The sequence below is a fragment of the Paragemmobacter straminiformis genome (genome assembly GCF_014243445.1).
GTDB lineage: Bacteria > Pseudomonadota > Alphaproteobacteria > Rhodobacterales > Rhodobacteraceae > Paragemmobacter > Paragemmobacter straminiformis.
The window spans coordinates 147,019-165,023 of the sequence record NZ_JACLQD010000005.1 but is presented as its reverse complement, the minus strand read 5'-3'; the positions used below and the strand labels follow the sequence as shown (position 1 = coordinate 165,023).

Here is an 18,005-nt window from a genome sequence, read left to right as displayed (position 1 = left end):
AATTTCCCGCCGTCGCAGCCAAGTTTGACTCGAATTGGCACCAGTCTGGAAACCTTTGATTAACCCTTTGGAAGGATTCTGTGAACCAAGTCAGCCCGGCACGGGCAAAAAACGCGCAGGGGCGACCGGCGCAAGAAGCGGTGTGGCAGGGCCGGAATGGCAGGCAGGATTCTGATCGTCGAGGATTGTCCCATCACCCGCATCGTCCTGCGGGCGAAACTGGGGCTTGCCTTCTACACCCCGCTCGCCGCCCCCGACGGCGCAAGCGCCATAGCCGCCCTGCGCGAGGAAGCGCCCGACCTCGTCCTGCTCGACCTCGACCTGCCCGACATGTCGGGGCTCGAGGTTCTGGCCACCCTGCGCCGCAGCCGCGCGCGGCGCGATGTGCCGGTGATCGTCCTGACCGCCGCAACCGACCGCACCTCCCGCCTCGAAGCCCTCGGCGCCGGGGCCGACGACATCCTCACCAAACCCGTCAACGACGAATTGCTGCTCGCCCGCATCCGCAGCCTGTTGCGCCGCCAGTCCGACACACCCGCCGCAGCCGATGCGCCGGGCAACGACATGGCCGATCCGCCCGCCACCTTCGAACGGCCCGGCTTCGTCGCGGTCGTCACCCGCCGCACCGAAGACCGCCTGCGCCTCGCCCGCGATCTGGCCCGCCGCACCGGCCATTGCGTCACCCCCCTCAGCCGCGAGGAGGTTCTGGCCCATCCCGGCATCGCCGCCGCTCAGCCCGAAGCCTTCGTCCTCGACGATGGCGCCAGCAACGGCCTGCATTTCGTCTCGGAAATCCGCACCCGCACCGCCACCAGCCATGCGGGCGTGGTGCTTTTGTGCGATGGCGCGAAACAGGCCGCGATGGCCTTCGACCTCGGCGCCGACGAAGTCCTGCCCAGCAGCGTCGATCCCGAAGAACTCGCCCTGCGCCTCTCGGCCCTGATCCGCCGGACCCGCGCCGCCGAAGAGCGCCGCCTCTCGCTGCGCGACAGCCTGCGCCTTGCCATGACCGACCCGTTGACGGGCCTGCACAACCGCCGCTACGCGCTGGCCGAACTTGGCAACATCGCAGCGACGGCGCATCGCACGGCGACACCTTTCGCGCTGATGCTGGTCGATATCGACCGGTTCAAATCGGTCAACGACCGCTTCGGCCACGGCATCGGCGACCGCGTTCTCGTCTCGGTCGCCCGCAGCCTCGCCGCAAACCTCCGCCCCGAGGATCTCATCGCCCGCATCGGGGGCGAGGAATTCCTGCTCGCCCTGCCCTGCCTCGACCTGTCCGATGCCCGCCGCACCGCCCAGCGCCTTTGCGATGCGGTAAAATCCGCGCCGGTTTCCGTCCCCGGCAGCCCGCCCGTCACCGTCACCGTCTCGGTCGGCCTTGCCATCGGCAGGGGCGGCGAAACCCTCGACCGGCTGATCGACCGCGCCGACCGCGCCCTGTTCTCGGCCAAGGCCAAGGGGCGCAACCGCGTCGCGACAGACCTGCGCGCCGCCGCCATCTGACAGCCGCCTCTGCCCGCCCCGCCCGCTAGCATCCCGCTAGCCGCCCGCCTGAAAGCCACGCTCGGCGCAAGCCGCCCCGGCCCGCGCCGCGCGGCCTCAGCCCTTCGGCGCGCCGCCGCCCATCGCGTCACCCATCCCGCCGCGCGGCCCGTGGCGCAACCGCTCTTCCAGCCGGTCGGCAAAGGCCGCCCGCGCCTCGGGCGACATCGCCTCGAGGCGCTCCAGCATCAACGACTGGCCGATCTGCAACCGCTCCTGCATCCGCGACGACTGGTTCGCCATCACCTCGCGCAGCGCCGCCGGATCAAAAGGCTCGGCCCGCAGCGCCGCCAGAAGTGCTGCAAAATCGGTCCGCATCTGCCGCCGCATGTCGCGCATGTCGGGCATCCGCTCGACAAAGGCCTGCCGCAACGCGTCGCGGTCCTCGCGCGTCAGCGCCTCGGTAAAGGGTCCGAAATCCAGCTCTCCCATCATCCGCCCGCGCGGCCCGCCGTCGCGCAGCACCGCCCCCGCGACCAGCCCGACGATCAGCAGGTTCAGCGCCACCGAAACCGCCAGCGCGATCCGCACGCCCCGGCCCGAAGGCTTGCCCCCGCCCGACTGCTCGCCCCCGTCCGACTGCTTGCCCCCTTCCGGAGCTGCCGCCATGCCCGCCGCCCAAGCCGGCGTCGGGCCGGGTCCGGCCTCCGGCGTCTGGCCGTTTTCCGCGTTCTCGCCCATTCCCGTCACTCCTCGACCATCAGCGCGTCGGCGCTGGGGATCAGCGTGACGCTCGTCACCTCGGCCCCCAGCAGACTGTCCGCGAAATCCGTCACCGTCGCCGGCTGCACAAAGCCCAGAACCAGCCCCGCCACCGCAGCACCTCCCACACCCGCCAGCGCGCCAAAGCCGCCAAAGACCTCGGCAAAGCCCGCAAACCATCCCCCGCGCCGCGCAGGGGCCACAGCCGCGCGCACCGCCGCCGCTTTCGGCTGCTCGGCCATCGCATCCGCCAGCACCCGCGCCATCAGCGCCTCCGAAGGCACCAAGGGCCGCGACCGCGCCGCGGCGAACAGATCGTCCAGATCATCCTGTGCCATCTTCACACCTCGTCCCCATATCCAAGATCGTCCCGCCGCCCCGCAAGCAGGGCCGCAAGGGCGCGTTTGGCGCGGGCGGTCAAACTTTCGACCGCCTCTACCCCTATGTCCATCACCACGGCGATCTCGGGGTTCGACAACCCCTCCAGATGCCGCAACACCAGCGCCTGCCGCTGCCGCTCGGGCAGTTCGGCCAGCGCCGCATCCAGCGCCGCCATGCGGTCGGCCTCGATCAGCCCCGCCTCGACACCCTTGGCGGCATCGGCCACCTCGGGCGCATCCTCCAGCGTATCGGTCCGCCGCCGCACGCGGCCCCGCAAACGGTCGGTGCAAAGGTTGGTCACCACGCGATAAAGCCACGTCGTCACCTGCGCCTCGCCCGCCCGCCAGCCCGGAGCCGCACGCCACAGCCGCAGCATCGCGTCCTGCGCCACATCCTCGGCCTCGGCGCGGTCGCCCAACAGGCGCGCCGCATAGCCCAGCACGCGCGGCACCAGACGCAAGCTCAGCGCCCGCGCCGCCGCAGCCTCGCCCCGAGCATAGGCGGCCAGCAAGGCCTCGTCCGTCACCTCGTCCAAACTGTCGCGGGGCATGTCCATCCTGATGCGGAATAGCCGGTCCTGCGGGACCAATCAAAGAAAACCGCCCGCGCCCCGTCCAGACCGGACAGGGCGCGGGACCGTCACGTCACTCGTTGCCGAAGAACCAGCCGCGCATCCGGCCATGCCCCTCGCCCATGCCATGCCCGGCACCCATGCCACGGCCCATGCCTTCGCCCATGCCACGGCCCTCGCCCATGCCCTGCCCCCGCATCTCGGCCATCGCGGCACGCGCGGCATCGACTTCCTCCTGCGTCACCGCCCCGTCGCCATCGGCGTCGATCCGGTCGAACATCATCGCAGGGCCGGGACGCGCGGCCATCTCTTCCACGCCCAGCAACCCGTCACCGTCGACGTCGAGCCGCTCGATCATCTGCGTCGCCATGTTTGCGGCACGCTCTTCCATGCGCGCCATATGCATGGCCTTCAGCTCGTCGGCCGACAGCTTGCCATCCTTGTCCGCATCCACCCCGATGACCTGCGAGGCGCGCCACGCCGTCATTTCGGCCTGCGTGATCTTGCCATCCTTGTCGGCATCGATGGCGGCGAAATCGAACTGGGCCATCGGGCCCATGCCCTCGCCCCCGCCCATCATGTCGCCCATCATGTCGCCGGGTCCCCGTGCCAAGGCGGCACCCGCGGCGGCAGTCAGCAGCACGGCGGCAAGGATCGTCTTGTTCGTTCTGTTCATCATCTCTCTCCATCCAAGGCGGCGGCATGCTTCCGCGCCTTCCATGACCCTCAAACGCCCGCCGCCCCGCATTCCGTCGCCTGCCGGAGAAATTCTTTTCTGCCGCCCCCCCGATTGCGCGCCCCCCCGCATTCGCGCCCCCGCTTCCGCCCCCCTCCCCGCAAAGGCGCGCCCGTCGACCGGGCCTGTTTGCTGTGGCGATCTGTCCCCTACGCATCCCGCGCCGGAATGCTTACCTTTCGCCTCTGGCAAGATCGCGGTCCGCGGCCTATCCCTTGCCGGACCGACCCACTCACCACCCAAAGGACGACTGGCAGATGCCCCAAGCACATGCCCACCACACAGAATCACACGCCGACACGGGCGAAGAGCGCCCGCTGAAGCCCGCGCTCCTGCGCGGCTGGCGTCTGCGCTGCCCGTCCTGCGGTTCCGGCCCGATGCTGCGCGGCTATCTCAAGGTCCGCGAAAGCTGCCCCGTCTGCGGCGAGGCCCTGCACCACCAGCGCGCCGACGACGGCCCCGCCTATCTGACCATCCTGATCGTCGGTCACCTCATGGCCCCCGCGATCCTCTGGGTCTTCGTGCATTACCGCCCCGACCCGCTTGTGCTGACAACGGTGTTTTCGATAGGCACCGTCGCGCTCTCGCTCTACCTTCTGCCCCGATTGAAGGGCGCTTTGGTGGGGCTGCAATGGGCGAAACGGATGCACGGGTTCGGAGCACGGGCCTGACCGAGGACAGGATCAGGGATGCCGCAACCGTCGTCCTGCTGCGGCAGGACGCGGGCGGCGCGCGCGTGCTGATGGGCCAGCGCGGCTCGGCGGCCGTGTTCATGCCGTCGAAATACGTCTTTCCGGGCGGCGGCGTCGACGCCTCCGACCGCATCGCCCCGCGCAAGGGGCTTCTCGCGCCGCTCTGCGCCGACCGCCTGCAAGCCCGCACGCCCGCCGATGCGCCAGACCCCGACACCCTCGCCACCGCCGCCCTGCGCGAACTGGTCGAGGAGACGGGCCTTCACCTCGCAGCCCCGCCCGAGCAGGCCGCCCCCGCCGCGACACCACCCCTGCGCTTCATCTTCCGCGCCATCACCCCCCCCGGACGGTCGCGCCGCTTCGACGCGCGGTTCTTCCTCATCGACACCAGCCGCATCGCGGGCGATCTTGATGATTTCACCGATGCCTCGGACGAACTGGGCCACCTGCACTGGATCGGCCTGTCCGAGGCCCGCGCCCTCGACCTGCCCTTCATCACCGAAGTCGTCCTTGCCGAAGTGGCGGCCAGCCTTGCGGGCGCCCCCGACCACGGCATCCCCTTCTTCGACAATTCCGGCCCCGTGCCGACCTTCCGCCGCCTCTAGCGCCCGCCCGCCCCGCCCCGCCGCGCGCCTCAGCGCCCCGCCCGTCAGGCGACCGAAACCACGCCCACCACGGCCAGCGCCAGAAGCCCGATCCCGCACAATTCGCGCAGGCTGACCGTCTCGCGGAAGAACAGGACCGAAGCCGCGACCGAAAAGATCAGCTCCACCTGCCCCAGCGCCCGCACATAGGCCGCATTCATCAGCGCGAAAGCGGTGAACCACAGCAGCGATCCGGCCATGCTGTTGGCCCCGACGGGCGCCGTCGCCCGCCAGCCCGCCAGCACGCGCCCCAACTCGGCACGGTCGCGCCACGCCAGCCACAGCCCCATCGTCACCGTCTGGAACGTCGTCACCGCCGCCAGCGCCAGCGTCGCGCGGTAAAAGGCGTCCGGCGAGCCGACCGCCAGCGTCGCCCCGCGATAGCCGATCGCCGAGATCGCGAAGAACGCACCTCCCGCCAGCCCCAGCGCCGCCCCGCGATTCCACAGCCCGCCCCAGCCCCCCGGACGGAAGGACAGCAACAGCACCCCCACCGTTCCCAGCGAGATCGCGGCCAGACCAAGCACCGACACCGGCTCGGCCAGAATCAGCGCCGAAAACCCCGCCGCCTGGATCGTCTCCGATTTGGTAAAGGCCGTTCCCACCGCGAAACTGCGTTCCGAAAACAGCGCGACACTGCACAGCGTGCCAAAGATCTGCCCCACCGCCCCCGCCATCACATAGGGCGCGAAAGACAGCGACACCGGCACGGCCGGATAGCCCCGGACCAGCAGCACCGCCAGCAGGGCCACGGCAAGCGGCGCGCCGTAAAGAAACCGCGCAAAGGAGGCCCCCGCCGTCGAAAGGCCCAGGCCCTTCAGCCGCTTTTGCTGCATCAGACGCAGCGTCTGCAACGCCGCCGCCGCGATGGTCAGGATGATCCACAGATGTTCCATGCGCGGGGTTCTGGCCCGCCGCCGCGGGAATGACCAGAATTTTTCCCGCCCGCCCCCCCCGCCCGAAGAATTTTCCCCGAAAATTCTTCGCCTAGCCCGCCTCCACCCGCACCTCGCCCGCCTCCAGCCGCAGGCGAAAGGCGGCGGGCGGCGCGCCGCGCGCCCTTTGCCGTTCAAGCCGCCAGCATTGCGCCGCCTCGAGCAGCGCCGATCCGGCAGGGGCGAACTCCATCCGCCAGCGGCTTTCGGCCCCCGCCGCCCCGCCCGCGCCCGGCGTCAGCAGCAGCCCAAGGGGCGCAGGCCCGCGCCACGCCGCCGCCGCCTCGGCCCCGCTTTCGGCGGCAAGGTTCAACCGCCGCACCGGCGTCAGCCCCGGCACTTCGGGCAAATCGGCCACGACCAGCGGGGTCACGCCCGACCGCAACCCCTCTTCCATCGCCCAAAGCATGTCCTCGACCCGCCGCGCCTGCACCATGACCAGCCGCCCCGGATCGGCGAATGCGGCCAGCCCGTCGGGAAACAGCCGCTCCCCCTGCCACGCCGGCAGGATCCACAGCACCGGCCCCGCCGACCGCCCCATCAGCAGCGCCGCCATCACCACCCGCGCCGGGCCGCAGCCTTCATGCACCCGCCCGCGCAACAGCTCCAACCCGCCCGCAAGCGGCTGGCTGGCCCGTTTCGGCCTCGGCCCGAACTGATCCTGAATCGGCAGCGACATGTCCGCGATCCTGCCATGTTCATGATATGTTCTCAAGCCTTCCCCCTTGCCCCCGCGCCGTTGCCCGCTAGGCTCCCGCGCAAAGGCGCAACACCGCGCCGCGCAGCCGAACCACCGGAAAGCCATCCATGAAACAGATCCCCCTCGGCCAGACCGGCCTCACCGTCTCGGAACTCTGCCTCGGCACCATGACATGGGGCAGCCAGAACACCGAGGCCGAGGGCCACGCCCAGATGGACATGGCGCTCGACCACGGCGTCACCTTCTGGGACACAGCCGAGATGTATCCGGTCAATCCCGTCCGCGCCGAAACCGTCGGCAAGACCGAAGAGATCATCGGCACATGGTTCGCAAAGGGCCGCCGCGACCGCGTCGTTCTGGCCACCAAGATCACCGGCAAAAGCCCCTTCGTCCGCCCCGACCAGCCGATCACCGGCGCCTCCCTGCGCGAAGCGGTGGACGGCTCGCTCAAGCGCCTCCAGACCGATTACATCGACCTCTACCAGCTTCACTGGCCCAATCGCGGCAGCTACCACTTCCGCCAGATCTGGGGCTTCGACCCCTCGGGCCGCGACGCGGGCGCCGTGACCGAAAACATGCTCGACATCCTCTCCGCTGCCGCCGGGCTGATCCGCGCGGGGAAAATCCGCTCCATCGGCCTGTCGAACGAATCCGTCTGGGGCACCGCCCGCTGGCTGCATCTCGCCGCCCTCCACGACCTGCCGCGCATGGCGACGGTGCAGAACGAATACTCCCTCCTCTGCCGCCAGTTCGACAGCGACTGGGCCGAGCTTTCGGCGATGGAGAACCTGCCCCTGCTCGCCTTCTCGCCCCTCGCCACGGGCCTTCTCACCGGCAAATACCGCAATGATGCCACCCCCGCCGGCTCGCGCCGCAGCCTCAACGCCGACCTCTCGGGCCGCGTCACCCCCGCCGCCCATGCCGCGGTGGAAACCTACCTTTCCATCGCCGCCAAACACGGGCTCGACCCCGCCCGTATGGCCATCGCCTTCTGCCGCACCCGCCCCTATCCGAACATCCCGATCATCGGCGCAACCACGCTCGCCCAGCTTGAAACCAACATCGGCGCGGCCTCCCTCACCCTCGCGCCCGAGGTTCTGGCCGATATCGCCGCCGCATGGCGCGCCCATCCGCAACCCTACTGACGGCGCGGCAGGCCCCCGCCCCCGCCCGCCCGTCCGCCCCCGCCCGTCCGCGTCCGCCCGCCGCGCGCGCTCCGCTTGCACAATCGGGCCGGATCAGGTCCTACTGCTCCGACCCCCAACAGGCATGACCGATGCGCAGGCTTCTCCTTCCCCTCCTCTTCGCCAGCCTGACCGCCTGCACCCTCTCGCTGCCGGGCAAATCCGCCAACGCGCCCGCCAGCCCGCCCGCCATCCTCGGCCCCGGCACGGTCGAGGTCACCCCCCTCGACGCCCCCGCCCCGACGGCTGCGGCCCCGACAACTGCGGCCCCGACGCCCTCCGCCCCGGCAACTGCGGCACCGGCATCGGGCGCGAAACCCGCCACCGCCCCGAAACCGCGCCCCGATACCGCCACCACGGCCCCCCCCGCACAGGACCGCCCCGCACAAGCCCCCGCCCCCGCATCCGAACCCGAACCAAAGCCCGAACCCACCCCCACCCCTGAACCCGTCTCGCCCGAACAGGCGAAATGCGAAGCCAAGGGCGGCACGTGGTCCGCCACGGGCCTCGCCAAACTGCACAGCTGCATCCATCCGACCCGCGATTCCGGCAAATCCTGCGACCGCGCCTCGGATTGCGAAGGCCTCTGCCTCTCGCGCTCGCGCACCTGCGCCCCCGTCAAACCCCTTTTCGGCTGCAACCCGATCCTGCAAGACGACGGAACCGAGGCGACGCTCTGCATCGACTGACCTCCTTCCCGAAGGCCCCCGATCGAAGGCCCCATCGAAAGACCCCCAGTGAAAGCCTCCCCGTGAAAAGACCCCTCGCCGCGCTGTTCCTCGCCCTTGCCCCCCTCCTCGTCCTCGCCGCCTGCGGCAACAAGACAGACCGGCGTCAGGCCTTCCGCGACACCGCAACGCCCATCTACTCCAACGCCAGCCTCTCCGCCGCCGCCCTCGCAGGGCGCTGGAGCCAGACCTCCGCCTTCACCAATACCCCCGGCAAGGGCTGCCGCTCCGGCGGCGCGATGATCGAGCCCACGGCCACCGGCATCACCCTGCGCGCCCGCCTCTGCCTCGACGGCGACTCCCGCGACCTCGCGACCGACCTCGCCACCACCGGCCCCGGACGCCTCACCCCCACGGGCAAGGCCCCCGCGCCGCTGGACCGGCAATGGTGGGTGCTCTGGGCCGACACCGATCTGCGCACCGTGGTCATCGGCACCCCCGACGGCAGCTTCGGCTTCATCCTCAACCGCGACGGCCCGCTGCCGCCCGACCGTCTCACCGCCGCCAGACAGGTGCTCGCCTTCAACGGCTACGACACCACCCGCCTGCAAAGCTGGTAGCCCCCGCCCCCCCCGTTCCTCTTGCCGCAAATATCCTGCAGGGGGGTGCGGGGGGACGCAAAGTCCCCCCGCCGCCGCCGGGCAGGGGGCACCCCGTCAGGCACCCGCCCCCCCGTCACCCCCCCCGTCAGACCCGCGCCTGCAACCCGCGCAGATACTCCGGCACCTCCCGCGCCGAAAAGGCCGCCTCCTTCACCAGCCAGTCGAAATGCTGGCTGATGCTCGCCACCCGCCCCGAATCGCGGAACGCCAGATAGTGCCGCCCCAGATAGACCACGGCGAGCAACGGGCCAAAGATCGTCACGGGTGCCGAAAACACCCGCCGCGCGTCGAACAGATAGAGCCGCAGCGACGGATAAAGCTGCCCCGCCAGCGCGATCAGCCGCTCCATCTGCTCGGCCCGCACCTCTGCGGGCAGTCCCGCATAATACCCCGTCCCGCCCGCGAAAGCCTCAAGCTCATGCAGCGGCAGCGCAATCTCGTAATCCGACCGCGCCCCCCGCATCCATGCCAGACGGTCCTCGAACGCCCCCAGCGCCTGCTCTGCCGTGCGGCCCAGTTGCGGCCGGTATTCCCATTCCACCATGCTGCGGGTTTTCAGCATGTCGGGCAGCGTCGCCGGCACATGCCTGATCTTGTAGCCCGCCGCCTCGCGGTGCCAGCCGAAGATCGTCTCGTCGATCAGCGCCCGCGGCGCTTCCGTCACCGCAAGCGATGTCGCCAGCAGGTCCGCGATCGGCTCGGGCCGCGTGGCCAGCCCCAGCAGCCAATCCGCCGAAATGCCCAAAGCCGCCGCCGCATCCGCCGCCAGCCCCGCATTGGGCAGCCGCGTCCCCCCGGCCAGCAGATGCGACACGGTCGAGCGGTCCACCCCCACCGCCCGCGCAAGGTCCGACCGGTTCATCCCCCGCTCGGCCATCGCCTCGGCCAGCCGCGCCCGAAAGATCACCGCCCTGTCGCGCTTGTCCACCCTTGCCCCCGCTCCATCCCCGCCCCGTTGGTGACAAATATCACCATATGTGACATTATGTTGCGCATCTACCGAATTCAAAGCCCGGCGCACAATCGCTATGCTTGCCCCACAAGCCGAAAACGGCAGGCATCGGGGACCGAATTGGACAAGACGACACAAGGCGTGGAGTGGCCCACGCTGCTCCTTCTGGCCGCCACCTACACCGCATGGGGCATCGGCACGACCGCGCTCTACCCGCTCTCGCCCCTCGCCGCGATCCTGCTAACCGGCCTCGCCATCGCGCAATTCTCCTCGCTCCAGCACGAAATCCTGCACGGCCACCCCTTCCGCTCGCGCCCCCTGAACGAGACGCTGGCCTTCCCCGCCCTCAGCCTCACCGTCCCCTACGGCCGCTTCCGCGACACCCACCTCGCCCACCACCACGACCCGATCCTGACCGACCCCTACGACGACCCCGAATCGAACTATTGCGACCCCGTGGTCTGGGCCACCCTTCCCGCCCCGGCCAAGGCGGCCATGCGCCTGAACAACACGCTTCTGGGCCGCATCACCCTCGGCCCGATCCTCGGCACCCTGCTCTGGCTGAAATCCGAAGCCCTGCTCCTGTGGCACGACGCCCCCGGCACGCGCCGCGACTGGGCGCTCCATGCCGGCGGCCTCGCCCTCGTCGCCCTCTGGCTGACGCTCGCCCCGATGCCGTGGTGGGCCTATCTTCTTGCGGCCTATGCCGGCCACGCGCTGCTGAAGATCCGCACTTTCCTCGAACACCGCGCGCATAAGGCCGCCCGCGCCCGCACGGTCATCGTCGAAGACCGTGGCCCGCTCGCGCTGCTCTTTCTCAACAACAACCTGCACGTGGTCCACCACATGCACCCGCAAATCCCGTGGTATCGCCTGCCCGCCACCTATGCCGCCAACCGCGACCACTACCTGCGCCGCAACGACGGCTACGTCTACCGCTCCTACGCCGAAGTCTTCGCCCGCTACCTGCTGCGCGCCAAAGACCCCGTCCCGCACCCGCTGATGCCCGCCCCCGTGCTGGCGACCGACCCCCGCACCGACCCCCGCACCGACCCCGCCGCGCCGATCACCTGAACGCGAACGCGACAAACCGCGCGGCCGTGCTACATTCTCCGCAACCCATCGAAAGGCCCATCGAAAGGGATGCCGGGAATGCGCCTCACCGCCTGCCTGCTCTTCGCCGCCGCCCTGCTGCCCCTCGCCGCGCAGGCCGCCCCCGTGGCCTATGACCTGCAAACCGACCAGTCCACCGTCGGCTTCGAAACCGACTTCGGCCCCGACCGCATCACGGGCGCCATGCCGGTGAAATCCGCCCGCCTGATCCTCGATTTCGATCAGGCCACCAATTCCGTGATCGACGTGGCGCTCGACGTGGCCCATGCCGACGCCTCCTTTCCCTTCGCGGCACAGGCGATGAAAGGGCCAAAGGTGCTCGACGCCGGCACCTTCCCCGAAATGACCTTCCGCTCCTCGGCCGTCACCCGCGCGGGCGACGGCGCCTCGGTCGCGGGCGATCTGACGATCCGCGGCGTCACCCGCCCCGTCACCCTCGCGGCCACCATCTTCCGCCAGAAAGGCAGCGAAGCGGGCGACCTGTCGCACCTCACCGTGCAGCTCACGGGCAAGCTCAACCGCTCCGACTACGGCGCGACCGGCTGGAGCGACATGGTCGGCGACGAAGTCCGCCTCACCATCACCGCCCGCATCGCAAGGGCCGACTGACCGATGCTCGCCAACGGTCCCGCCCGCTTCGGCCTCGTCACCCGCGCGCTGCACTGGTCCATCGCCGCGCTGATCCTCGTGCAGCTTCCCCTCGGCCTGCGCCTTTCGGGGCTCGAGCCGGGGCTTGCGAACCTCTGGCTCTACGGGCTGCACAAATCCCTCGGCATGACGGTCTTCGCCCTCATGGCCATCCGGCTGGTCTGGCATGTCTACTCCCCGCCCCCCGCCCCGCTCGGCGGCGGCTGGCAGGCGCTGGCCGCCCGCCTCGTGCATTGGACGATCTATGCCCTGATGTTCGCCATTCCCCTTTCGGGCTGGGTGGCCTCCAGCGCCACGGGCATCGACACCGTCCTTTTCGACCGGATCACCCTGCCCGCCATCGCCCCCGTCTCCGAGGCATGGGAAAGCGCGGCCTTCGCCTTTCACGACATCGCGACCAAGCTCTTCATGGGCCTGCTCGCCCTGCACATCGGCGCGGCGCTGAAACGCGAGATGGACGGCGACGGCACCCTCACCCGCATGATCCGCGGCTAAAATCCCGCGCAAGCGCCCTATCCTCTGGCCCTTCCCGCCGCCCCGTATTAAACACCCCGCCGGACCGGACGAAAGGCGCAGCTATGGCACGGATTCTGATCACTTCCGCCATCCCCTACATCAACGGGATCAAGCACCTCGGCAACCTCGTGGGCAGCCAACTGCCCGCCGACCTCTTCGCCCGCTACATGCGCGCCCGCGGGCACGAGGTCATGTTCATCTGCGCCACCGACGAACACGGCACCCCCGCCGAACTTGCCGCCGCCAAGGCGGGCAAACCGGTCGAGGCCTATTGCGCCGAAATGCACGATGTCCAGAAAGACCTCGCCGCAGGCTTCCGGCTGTCCTTCGACCACTTCGGCCGCTCCTCCTCGGCCCGCAACCATCGCCTCACCCAGCATTTCGCGGGCAAGCTGGCCGAAAACGGCCTGATCGACGAAGTCCTCGAAAAGCAGGTCTTTTCCATCGACGACAACCGCTTCCTGCCCGACCGCTACATCACCGGCACCTGCCCCAACTGCGGCAACACCTCGGCCCGTGGCGACCAGTGCGAGGAATGCACCAAACAGCTCGACCCGACCGACCTCATCAACCCGCGCTCGTCGATCTCCGGCTCAACCAACCTCGAAGTGCGCGAGACGAAACACCTTTTCCTGCGCCAGCGCAGCCTGCGCGACAAGCTCGAGGCATGGATCGACAGCAAGACCGATTGGCCCATCCTCACCACCTCCATCGCCAAGAAATGGCTCAACGACGGCGAAGGCCTGCAAGATCGCGGCATCACCCGCGACCTCTACTGGGGCATCCCCGTGAAAAAGGGCAACGCGCCCTGGCCGGGGATGGAGGGCAAGGTCTTCTACGTCTGGTTCGATGCCCCCATCGAATACATCGCAGGCACCGCCGAATGGGCCGATGCCAACGGGCTGGACGACGCCGCATGGGAACGCTGGTGGCGCACCGACAAGGGCGCGTCCGACGTCACCTATTACCAGTTCATGGGCAAGGACAACGTCCCCTTCCACACCCTCTCCTTCCCCGCTACCATCCTCGGCAGCGGCGAGCCGTGGAAGATGGTCGACTACCTTAAGTCCTTCAACTACCTGAACTATGACGGCGGCCAGTTCTCCACCTCGCAGGGACGCGGCGTGTTCATGGATCAGGCGCTCTCGATCCTGCCCGCCGATTACTGGCGCTGGTGGCTGCTCTCCCACGCCCCCGAATCCTCGGATTCCGAATTCACGTGGGAGAATTTCCAGTCTTCGGTGAACAAGGACCTTGCCGATGTGCTGGGCAACCTCGTCTCCCGCGTGACCAAATTCGCCACCTCGAAATTCGGCACCACCATCCCCGCAGGCGGCACCTTCGGCCCGCAGGAAACCGCCCTCATCGCCGACCTCGGCGCGCGCATCCGCGACTATGAAACCCTGATGGAGCAGATGGAGGTCCGCAAGGCCGCCGCCGAACTGCGCGCCATATGGGTGATCGGCAACGAATACCTGCAATCCGCCGCCCCGTGGTCGGTGGTGAAAACCGATCCCGAACAGGCGCAGGCGCAAATCCGCCTCGCGCTCAACCTCATCCGCGTCTACGCCATCCTCTCGCAGCCCTTCATCCCCGATGCGGCCGCCGCCATGATGACCGCGATGGGCTCGACCGACTGGACATGGCCCGCCGACATTTCCGAAGCCATGCGCGCCCTTCCCGCAGGGGCCGCCTTCTCGGTCCCCGAAAACCTCTTCCGCAAGATCACCGATGAAGAGCGGGCCGACTGGCAGCAGAAATTCGCGGGCGTCCGCACCTGACCGCCCTTTCCCTTCACCTTTGCTGAAATACTCTCGGGGGGAGGCGCCCTTGGGCGCCGTGGGGGGCAGACAGCCCCCCTCCCCCGCCTGACAACGGAGCGCCCCATGACCCTGTCCACCACCCCCTTCGGCAAGACCGGCCGCACCGTCACCCGCATCGGCTTCGGCGCCTGGGCCATCGGCGGCAGCTGGGGCGATGTGTCGGAAGCCGACGCCAAAGCCACGCTCGAAGCCGCCCTCGACGCCGGCATGACCTTCATCGACACCGCCGATGTCTACGGCGACGGCCGCTCCGAACGCATCATCCGCGATGTGCTGAAAACGCGGCCCGACAAACCCTTCGTCGCCACCAAGGCAGGCCGCCGCCTGAACCCGCACATCGCCCCGGGCTACACGGCGCAGGCGATCGAATCCTTCATCGACCGCAGCCTCTCGAACCTCGGTGTTGACTGCCTCGACCTCGTGCAACTCCACTGCCCGCCGACCGAGGTCTATTACACCCCCGCCCTCTTCGACGGGCTCGAGTCTCTGAAACAAAAGGGAAAAATCGCCCAATGGGGCGTCTCGGTCGAAAAGGTCGAAGAGGCGCTGAAAGCCATCGAATACCCCGGCTGCGCCTCGGTCCAGATCATCTGGAACATCTTCCGCCAGCGCCCCGCGTCCCTCTTCTTCCGCGAAGCCCGCGCCCGCAACGTCGCCGTCATCGCCCGCGTCCCCCTCGCCTCAGGCATGCTCACCGGCAAGATGACCGCAGCCTCCACCTTCGCCGCCGATGACCACCGCGCCTTCAACCGCAACGGCGAGGCTTTCGACATGGGCGAAACCTTCTCGGGCGTCCCCTATGACATCGCCCTGCAAGCGGTCGAGGAGCTGCGCCCCCTTGTCCCCGCAGGGGCCACGATGGCGCAATTCGCGCTGAAATGGTGCCTGATGGAGGATGCCATCACCGTCGTCATCCCCGGTGCCCGCACGCCCGCACAGTCGCAATCCAACGCCGCCGCCGACGCCCTCGCCCCGCTGCCCGCCGCCACGATGGCCGCGGCGCGCGACATCTACACCCGCCTCGTCGCGCCCCACGTCCACCACCGCTGGTGATCGGGTCTGCGGCGCCTGCCCCGGGGCGCGCGCCGCTTTCCCCGCCCGCCGATCCGCGCTAGGCTCGCCCATGTCCAACGGCCTCGTCTCGCCCTACACCGCGCCCGATTTCTACGCCTCCGCCCTGTCCAAGGGGCGGCACCGCGATATCGTGGGCGGCCGCTGGGATGAAACCGGCCGCGCCCAGATGCAGATCCTGCTCGAAGCGGGCCTCGCGCCCCGCCACCACCTGCTCGACATCGGCGCGGGCGCGCTCCGCCTCGGCTGCAAGGCCGTGCCCTACCTCGACGCGGGCCATTACTGGGCCACCGATGCCAGCCGCGCCCTCATGCTTGCGGGCCATGCGCAGGAACTCTCCGACCCTGCCCGCCTCTCGCCCGACCATCTGGTCGAGGATGCGGATTTCGCCTTCCCCGCCATCCCCGACAGCATCACCCATGCCATCGCCTTCGCCGTTTTCACCCACCTGCCGATGAACCACCTGCGCCTCGCCCTCGTCTCGCTGCGCCAACGCTTCCCGCGGCTGGAAACCCTGCTCTTCACCGTCTTTCTCTGCCCCGATGCCGCCCGCCTGCACCTGCCCTGCAAACAGCCCGACGGCGTCGTCACCCATGCCACCCGCGCACCGTGGCACATGCTGGCCGAAGATGTGCTGCACCTCGCCCGCGCCTCGGGCTTCGCGGCCGACCTCCGCACCGACAGGCTGCCGCGCGGACAGGCACTCGTCGTCGCCCGCCCTGCCTGACCACGGCCTCCGGCCAAGGCGCCTGAATCCGCCGAATCACCTGTTTGCGGTAACGTCTTGTTAACTTGTGATCACACTTTTTCAGCGTGTGATCACAAACTCCGCTTTTTTGCCCCCAAACCACGGTATACCGTAGAATACCGTTTTGCCGCCGCCCGTTCCGTGGCAATACGCCTGCAAAACCACAGCGACGGGAACGGTTGCCATGAACATCCACGAATATCAGGCCAAGGCGCTCTTGCGCCACTACGGGGTTCCCGTGTCCGACGGCCGCGTGGTCCTGCGGGCGGAAGAGGCGAAAACCTGCGCCGGCGAACTCGATGGCCCCCTCTGGGTGGTCAAGGCCCAGATCCACGCCGGTGGCCGTGGCAAGGGCCACTTCAAGGAAGCCGAAGCCGGTGAAAAAGGCGGCGTCCGCCTTGCCCGCTCGGTGGAAGAGGCCGACCAGTTCGCCCGCCAGATGCTGGGCCGCACCCTTGTCACCGTCCAGACCGGCCCCGCCGGCAAGCAGGTCAACCGCATCTACATCGAAGACGGCTCCGACATCGCCCGCGAGCTTTACCTCGCCCTGCTGATCGACCGCCAGACCAGCCGCGTCTCCTTCGTCGTCTCGACCGAAGGCGGCATGTCCATCGAAGACGTCGCCCATGACACGCCCGAGAAAATCCTCTCCTTCTCGGTCGATCCCGCCACCGGCCTGAGCGATTTCCACGGCCGCCGCGTCGCGTTCGAGCTGGGCCTGACCGGCAACCAGATCAAGCAATGCGTGGCGCTGGTCAAAAACCTCTACCGCCTCTTCGTCGAAAAAGACATGGAGATGCTGGAAATCAACCCGCTCGTCGTCATGACCGACGGCAACCTCAAATGCCTCGACGCCAAGATGGGCTTTGATAGCAACGCCCTCTACCGCCACGCCGACATCGCGGCGCTGCGCGACGAGACGGAAGAAGACCCCAAAGAACTCGCCGCCTCCAAATTCGACCTCAACTACATCGCCCTCGACGGCGAGATCGGCTGCATGGTCAACGGCGCAGGGCTTGCGATGGCCACGATGGACATCATCAAACTCTACGGCGCCGAACCCGCCAACTTCCTCGACGTGGGCGGCGGCGCGACCAAGGAAAAGGTGACCGAGGCGTTCAAGATCATCACCTCCGATCCCAACGTCAAAGGCATCCTCGTCAACATCTTCGGCGGCATCATGCGCTGCGACATCATCGCCGAAGGCGTCATCGCCGCGGTGAAAGAAGTGGGCCTCAAGGTCCCGCTCGTCGTCCGCCTCGAAGGCACCAACGTCGAACTCGGCAAAGACATCATCCGCAACTCCGGCCTCAATGTGATCGCCGCCGACAACCTGTCGGACGCCGCACAGAAGATCGTCAAAGCGGTGAAGGGCTGATCAATGACGAACTCTCGGCCCATAAATCTTTTCGACAGCCCGCTGGACGCGTTGGTCTTAATGGTTTTTGGGCTCGGCTTTTGGACTATTGCGACCCTCATCCGCACCGCGTTCAACAACAGGGCCAAAATCGTTGAGTTATCCCGCTACAATCCGTGGTTCGTTCTCTTCAATAAAAGAAACATGACGCACGCTGAGGCTGAAAGCCACCTGCCCCCTTTCTTCTGGCGGATTTACGGCGCGTTCGGACGGGTCGGCCAGATCATCGGAGGCGTTTTGGGTGCCATGGGTGCCGTCGGTCTCGTGGCGTCTCTCTTCAAGAAATTCATGTAA

Annotated in this window: 21 protein-coding genes; 14 read left to right on the top strand and 7 right to left on the bottom strand. The window is 68.5% G+C overall.

Annotated elements, in window-relative coordinates; genetic code table 11:
- The first annotated feature begins 156 nt into the window (after nucleotides 1-156).
- The gene (locus H7F16_RS16395) at nucleotides 157-1,509 is read left to right on the top strand and encodes a diguanylate cyclase (protein ID WP_185798708.1); all 1,353 of its coding nucleotides are present in this window, start codon (nucleotides 157-159) and stop codon (nucleotides 1,507-1,509) included.
- Between the two features lie 96 nt (nucleotides 1,510-1,605).
- On the opposite strand, the gene H7F16_RS16390 is transcribed toward H7F16_RS16395, so the two are convergent.
- The 4 genes from H7F16_RS16390 to H7F16_RS16375 all read right to left on the bottom strand — a co-directional run bounded on the left by H7F16_RS16390 (nucleotide 1,606) and on the right by H7F16_RS16375 (nucleotide 3,878).
- Entirely contained in the window at nucleotides 1,606-2,229 is a 624-nt protein-coding gene (locus H7F16_RS16390) for a periplasmic heavy metal sensor (protein ID WP_241741492.1), read from the bottom strand.
- A 5-nt stretch (nucleotides 2,230-2,234) separates the two neighbouring features.
- Nucleotides 2,235-2,588 carry a dihydroorotate dehydrogenase gene (locus tag H7F16_RS16385; RefSeq protein ID WP_185798707.1) on the bottom strand — a complete coding sequence of 118 codons (354 nt, stop codon included), beginning with the start codon at nucleotides 2,586-2,588 and terminating at the stop codon, nucleotides 2,235-2,237.
- A 2-nt stretch (nucleotides 2,589-2,590) separates the two neighbouring features.
- Complete coding sequence (locus H7F16_RS16380) at nucleotides 2,591-3,187, bottom strand: RNA polymerase sigma factor (protein WP_185798706.1); 597 nt, start codon at nucleotides 3,185-3,187, stop codon at nucleotides 2,591-2,593.
- 88 nt (nucleotides 3,188-3,275) lie between these two features.
- Nucleotides 3,276-3,878 (bottom strand): EF-hand domain-containing protein, encoded by a 603-nt coding sequence (locus H7F16_RS16375; RefSeq protein WP_241741491.1) that lies wholly within the window; start codon nucleotides 3,876-3,878, stop codon nucleotides 3,276-3,278.
- A gap of 317 nt (nucleotides 3,879-4,195) precedes the next feature.
- Here H7F16_RS16375 and H7F16_RS16370 point away from each other — a divergent pair, with 317 nt between their 5' ends.
- Entirely contained in the window at nucleotides 4,196-4,609 is a 414-nt protein-coding gene (locus H7F16_RS16370; protein ID WP_185798705.1) for a DUF983 domain-containing protein, read from the top strand.
- Nucleotides 4,570-5,235, top strand: coding sequence for an NUDIX hydrolase (locus tag H7F16_RS16365; RefSeq protein ID WP_185798704.1), 666 nt, complete (start codon nucleotides 4,570-4,572; stop codon nucleotides 5,233-5,235). The genes H7F16_RS16370 and H7F16_RS16365 overlap by 40 nt, the downstream gene beginning before the upstream one ends.
- Nucleotides 5,236-5,279: 44 nt before the next feature.
- Here H7F16_RS16365 and H7F16_RS16360 read toward each other — a convergent pair whose 3' ends face one another.
- Nucleotides 5,280-6,170, bottom strand: coding sequence for an EamA family transporter (locus H7F16_RS16360; protein ID WP_185798703.1), 891 nt, complete (start codon nucleotides 6,168-6,170; stop codon nucleotides 5,280-5,282).
- Nucleotides 6,171-6,261: 91 nt separating this feature from the next.
- Entirely contained in the window at nucleotides 6,262-6,888 is a 627-nt protein-coding gene (locus H7F16_RS16355; protein ID WP_185798702.1) for an ImuA family protein, read from the bottom strand.
- Between the two features lie 128 nt (nucleotides 6,889-7,016).
- Here H7F16_RS16355 and H7F16_RS16350 point away from each other — a divergent pair, with 128 nt between their 5' ends.
- From H7F16_RS16350 to H7F16_RS19910, 3 genes are all read left to right on the top strand, one after another.
- Nucleotides 7,017-8,054, top strand: coding sequence for an aldo/keto reductase (locus H7F16_RS16350; RefSeq protein WP_185798701.1), 1,038 nt, complete (start codon nucleotides 7,017-7,019; stop codon nucleotides 8,052-8,054).
- A 131-nt stretch (nucleotides 8,055-8,185) separates the two neighbouring features.
- Entirely contained in the window at nucleotides 8,186-8,782 is a 597-nt protein-coding gene (locus H7F16_RS19915) for a hypothetical protein (protein WP_277818391.1), read from the top strand.
- Nucleotides 8,783-8,844: 62 nt separating this feature from the next.
- A complete protein-coding gene (locus tag H7F16_RS19910; protein WP_338402020.1) occupies nucleotides 8,845-9,381 on the top strand; it encodes a lipocalin family protein in 537 nt (178 codons plus the stop codon).
- Between the two features lie 127 nt (nucleotides 9,382-9,508).
- Here the strand turns inward: H7F16_RS19910 and H7F16_RS16340 are convergent, their stop codons facing one another.
- Entirely contained in the window at nucleotides 9,509-10,351 is an 843-nt protein-coding gene (locus tag H7F16_RS16340) for a helix-turn-helix domain-containing protein (RefSeq protein ID WP_338402019.1), read from the bottom strand.
- A gap of 144 nt (nucleotides 10,352-10,495) precedes the next feature.
- Here H7F16_RS16340 and H7F16_RS16335 point away from each other — a divergent pair, with 144 nt between their 5' ends.
- From H7F16_RS16335 to H7F16_RS16300, 8 genes are all read left to right on the top strand, one after another.
- Nucleotides 10,496-11,449, top strand: coding sequence for a fatty acid desaturase (locus H7F16_RS16335; protein WP_241741489.1), 954 nt, complete (start codon nucleotides 10,496-10,498; stop codon nucleotides 11,447-11,449).
- Between the two features lie 78 nt (nucleotides 11,450-11,527).
- Entirely contained in the window at nucleotides 11,528-12,097 is a 570-nt protein-coding gene (locus tag H7F16_RS16330) for a YceI family protein (protein ID WP_185798698.1), read from the top strand.
- Between the two features lie 3 nt (nucleotides 12,098-12,100).
- Nucleotides 12,101-12,631 carry a cytochrome b gene (locus tag H7F16_RS16325; protein ID WP_185798697.1) on the top strand — a complete coding sequence of 177 codons (531 nt, stop codon included), beginning with the start codon at nucleotides 12,101-12,103 and terminating at the stop codon, nucleotides 12,629-12,631.
- An 83-nt stretch (nucleotides 12,632-12,714) separates the two neighbouring features.
- Complete coding sequence (metG, locus tag H7F16_RS16320) at nucleotides 12,715-14,433, top strand: methionine--tRNA ligase (RefSeq protein WP_185798696.1); 1,719 nt, start codon at nucleotides 12,715-12,717, stop codon at nucleotides 14,431-14,433.
- Between the two features lie 105 nt (nucleotides 14,434-14,538).
- Nucleotides 14,539-15,528, top strand: a complete 990-nt coding sequence (locus H7F16_RS16315) for an aldo/keto reductase (RefSeq protein WP_185798695.1) — start codon at nucleotides 14,539-14,541, stop codon at nucleotides 15,526-15,528.
- 70 nt (nucleotides 15,529-15,598) lie between these two features.
- A complete protein-coding gene (locus H7F16_RS16310; protein ID WP_185798694.1) occupies nucleotides 15,599-16,273 on the top strand; it encodes a class I SAM-dependent methyltransferase in 675 nt (224 codons plus the stop codon).
- Between the two features lie 205 nt (nucleotides 16,274-16,478).
- Entirely contained in the window at nucleotides 16,479-17,672 is a 1,194-nt protein-coding gene (sucC, locus tag H7F16_RS16305) for an ADP-forming succinate--CoA ligase subunit beta (RefSeq protein WP_185798693.1), read from the top strand.
- A 3-nt stretch (nucleotides 17,673-17,675) separates the two neighbouring features.
- Nucleotides 17,676-18,005: a hypothetical protein gene (locus H7F16_RS16300; RefSeq protein ID WP_185798692.1), complete on the top strand. Its 330-nt coding sequence runs from the start codon at nucleotides 17,676-17,678 to the stop codon at nucleotides 18,003-18,005.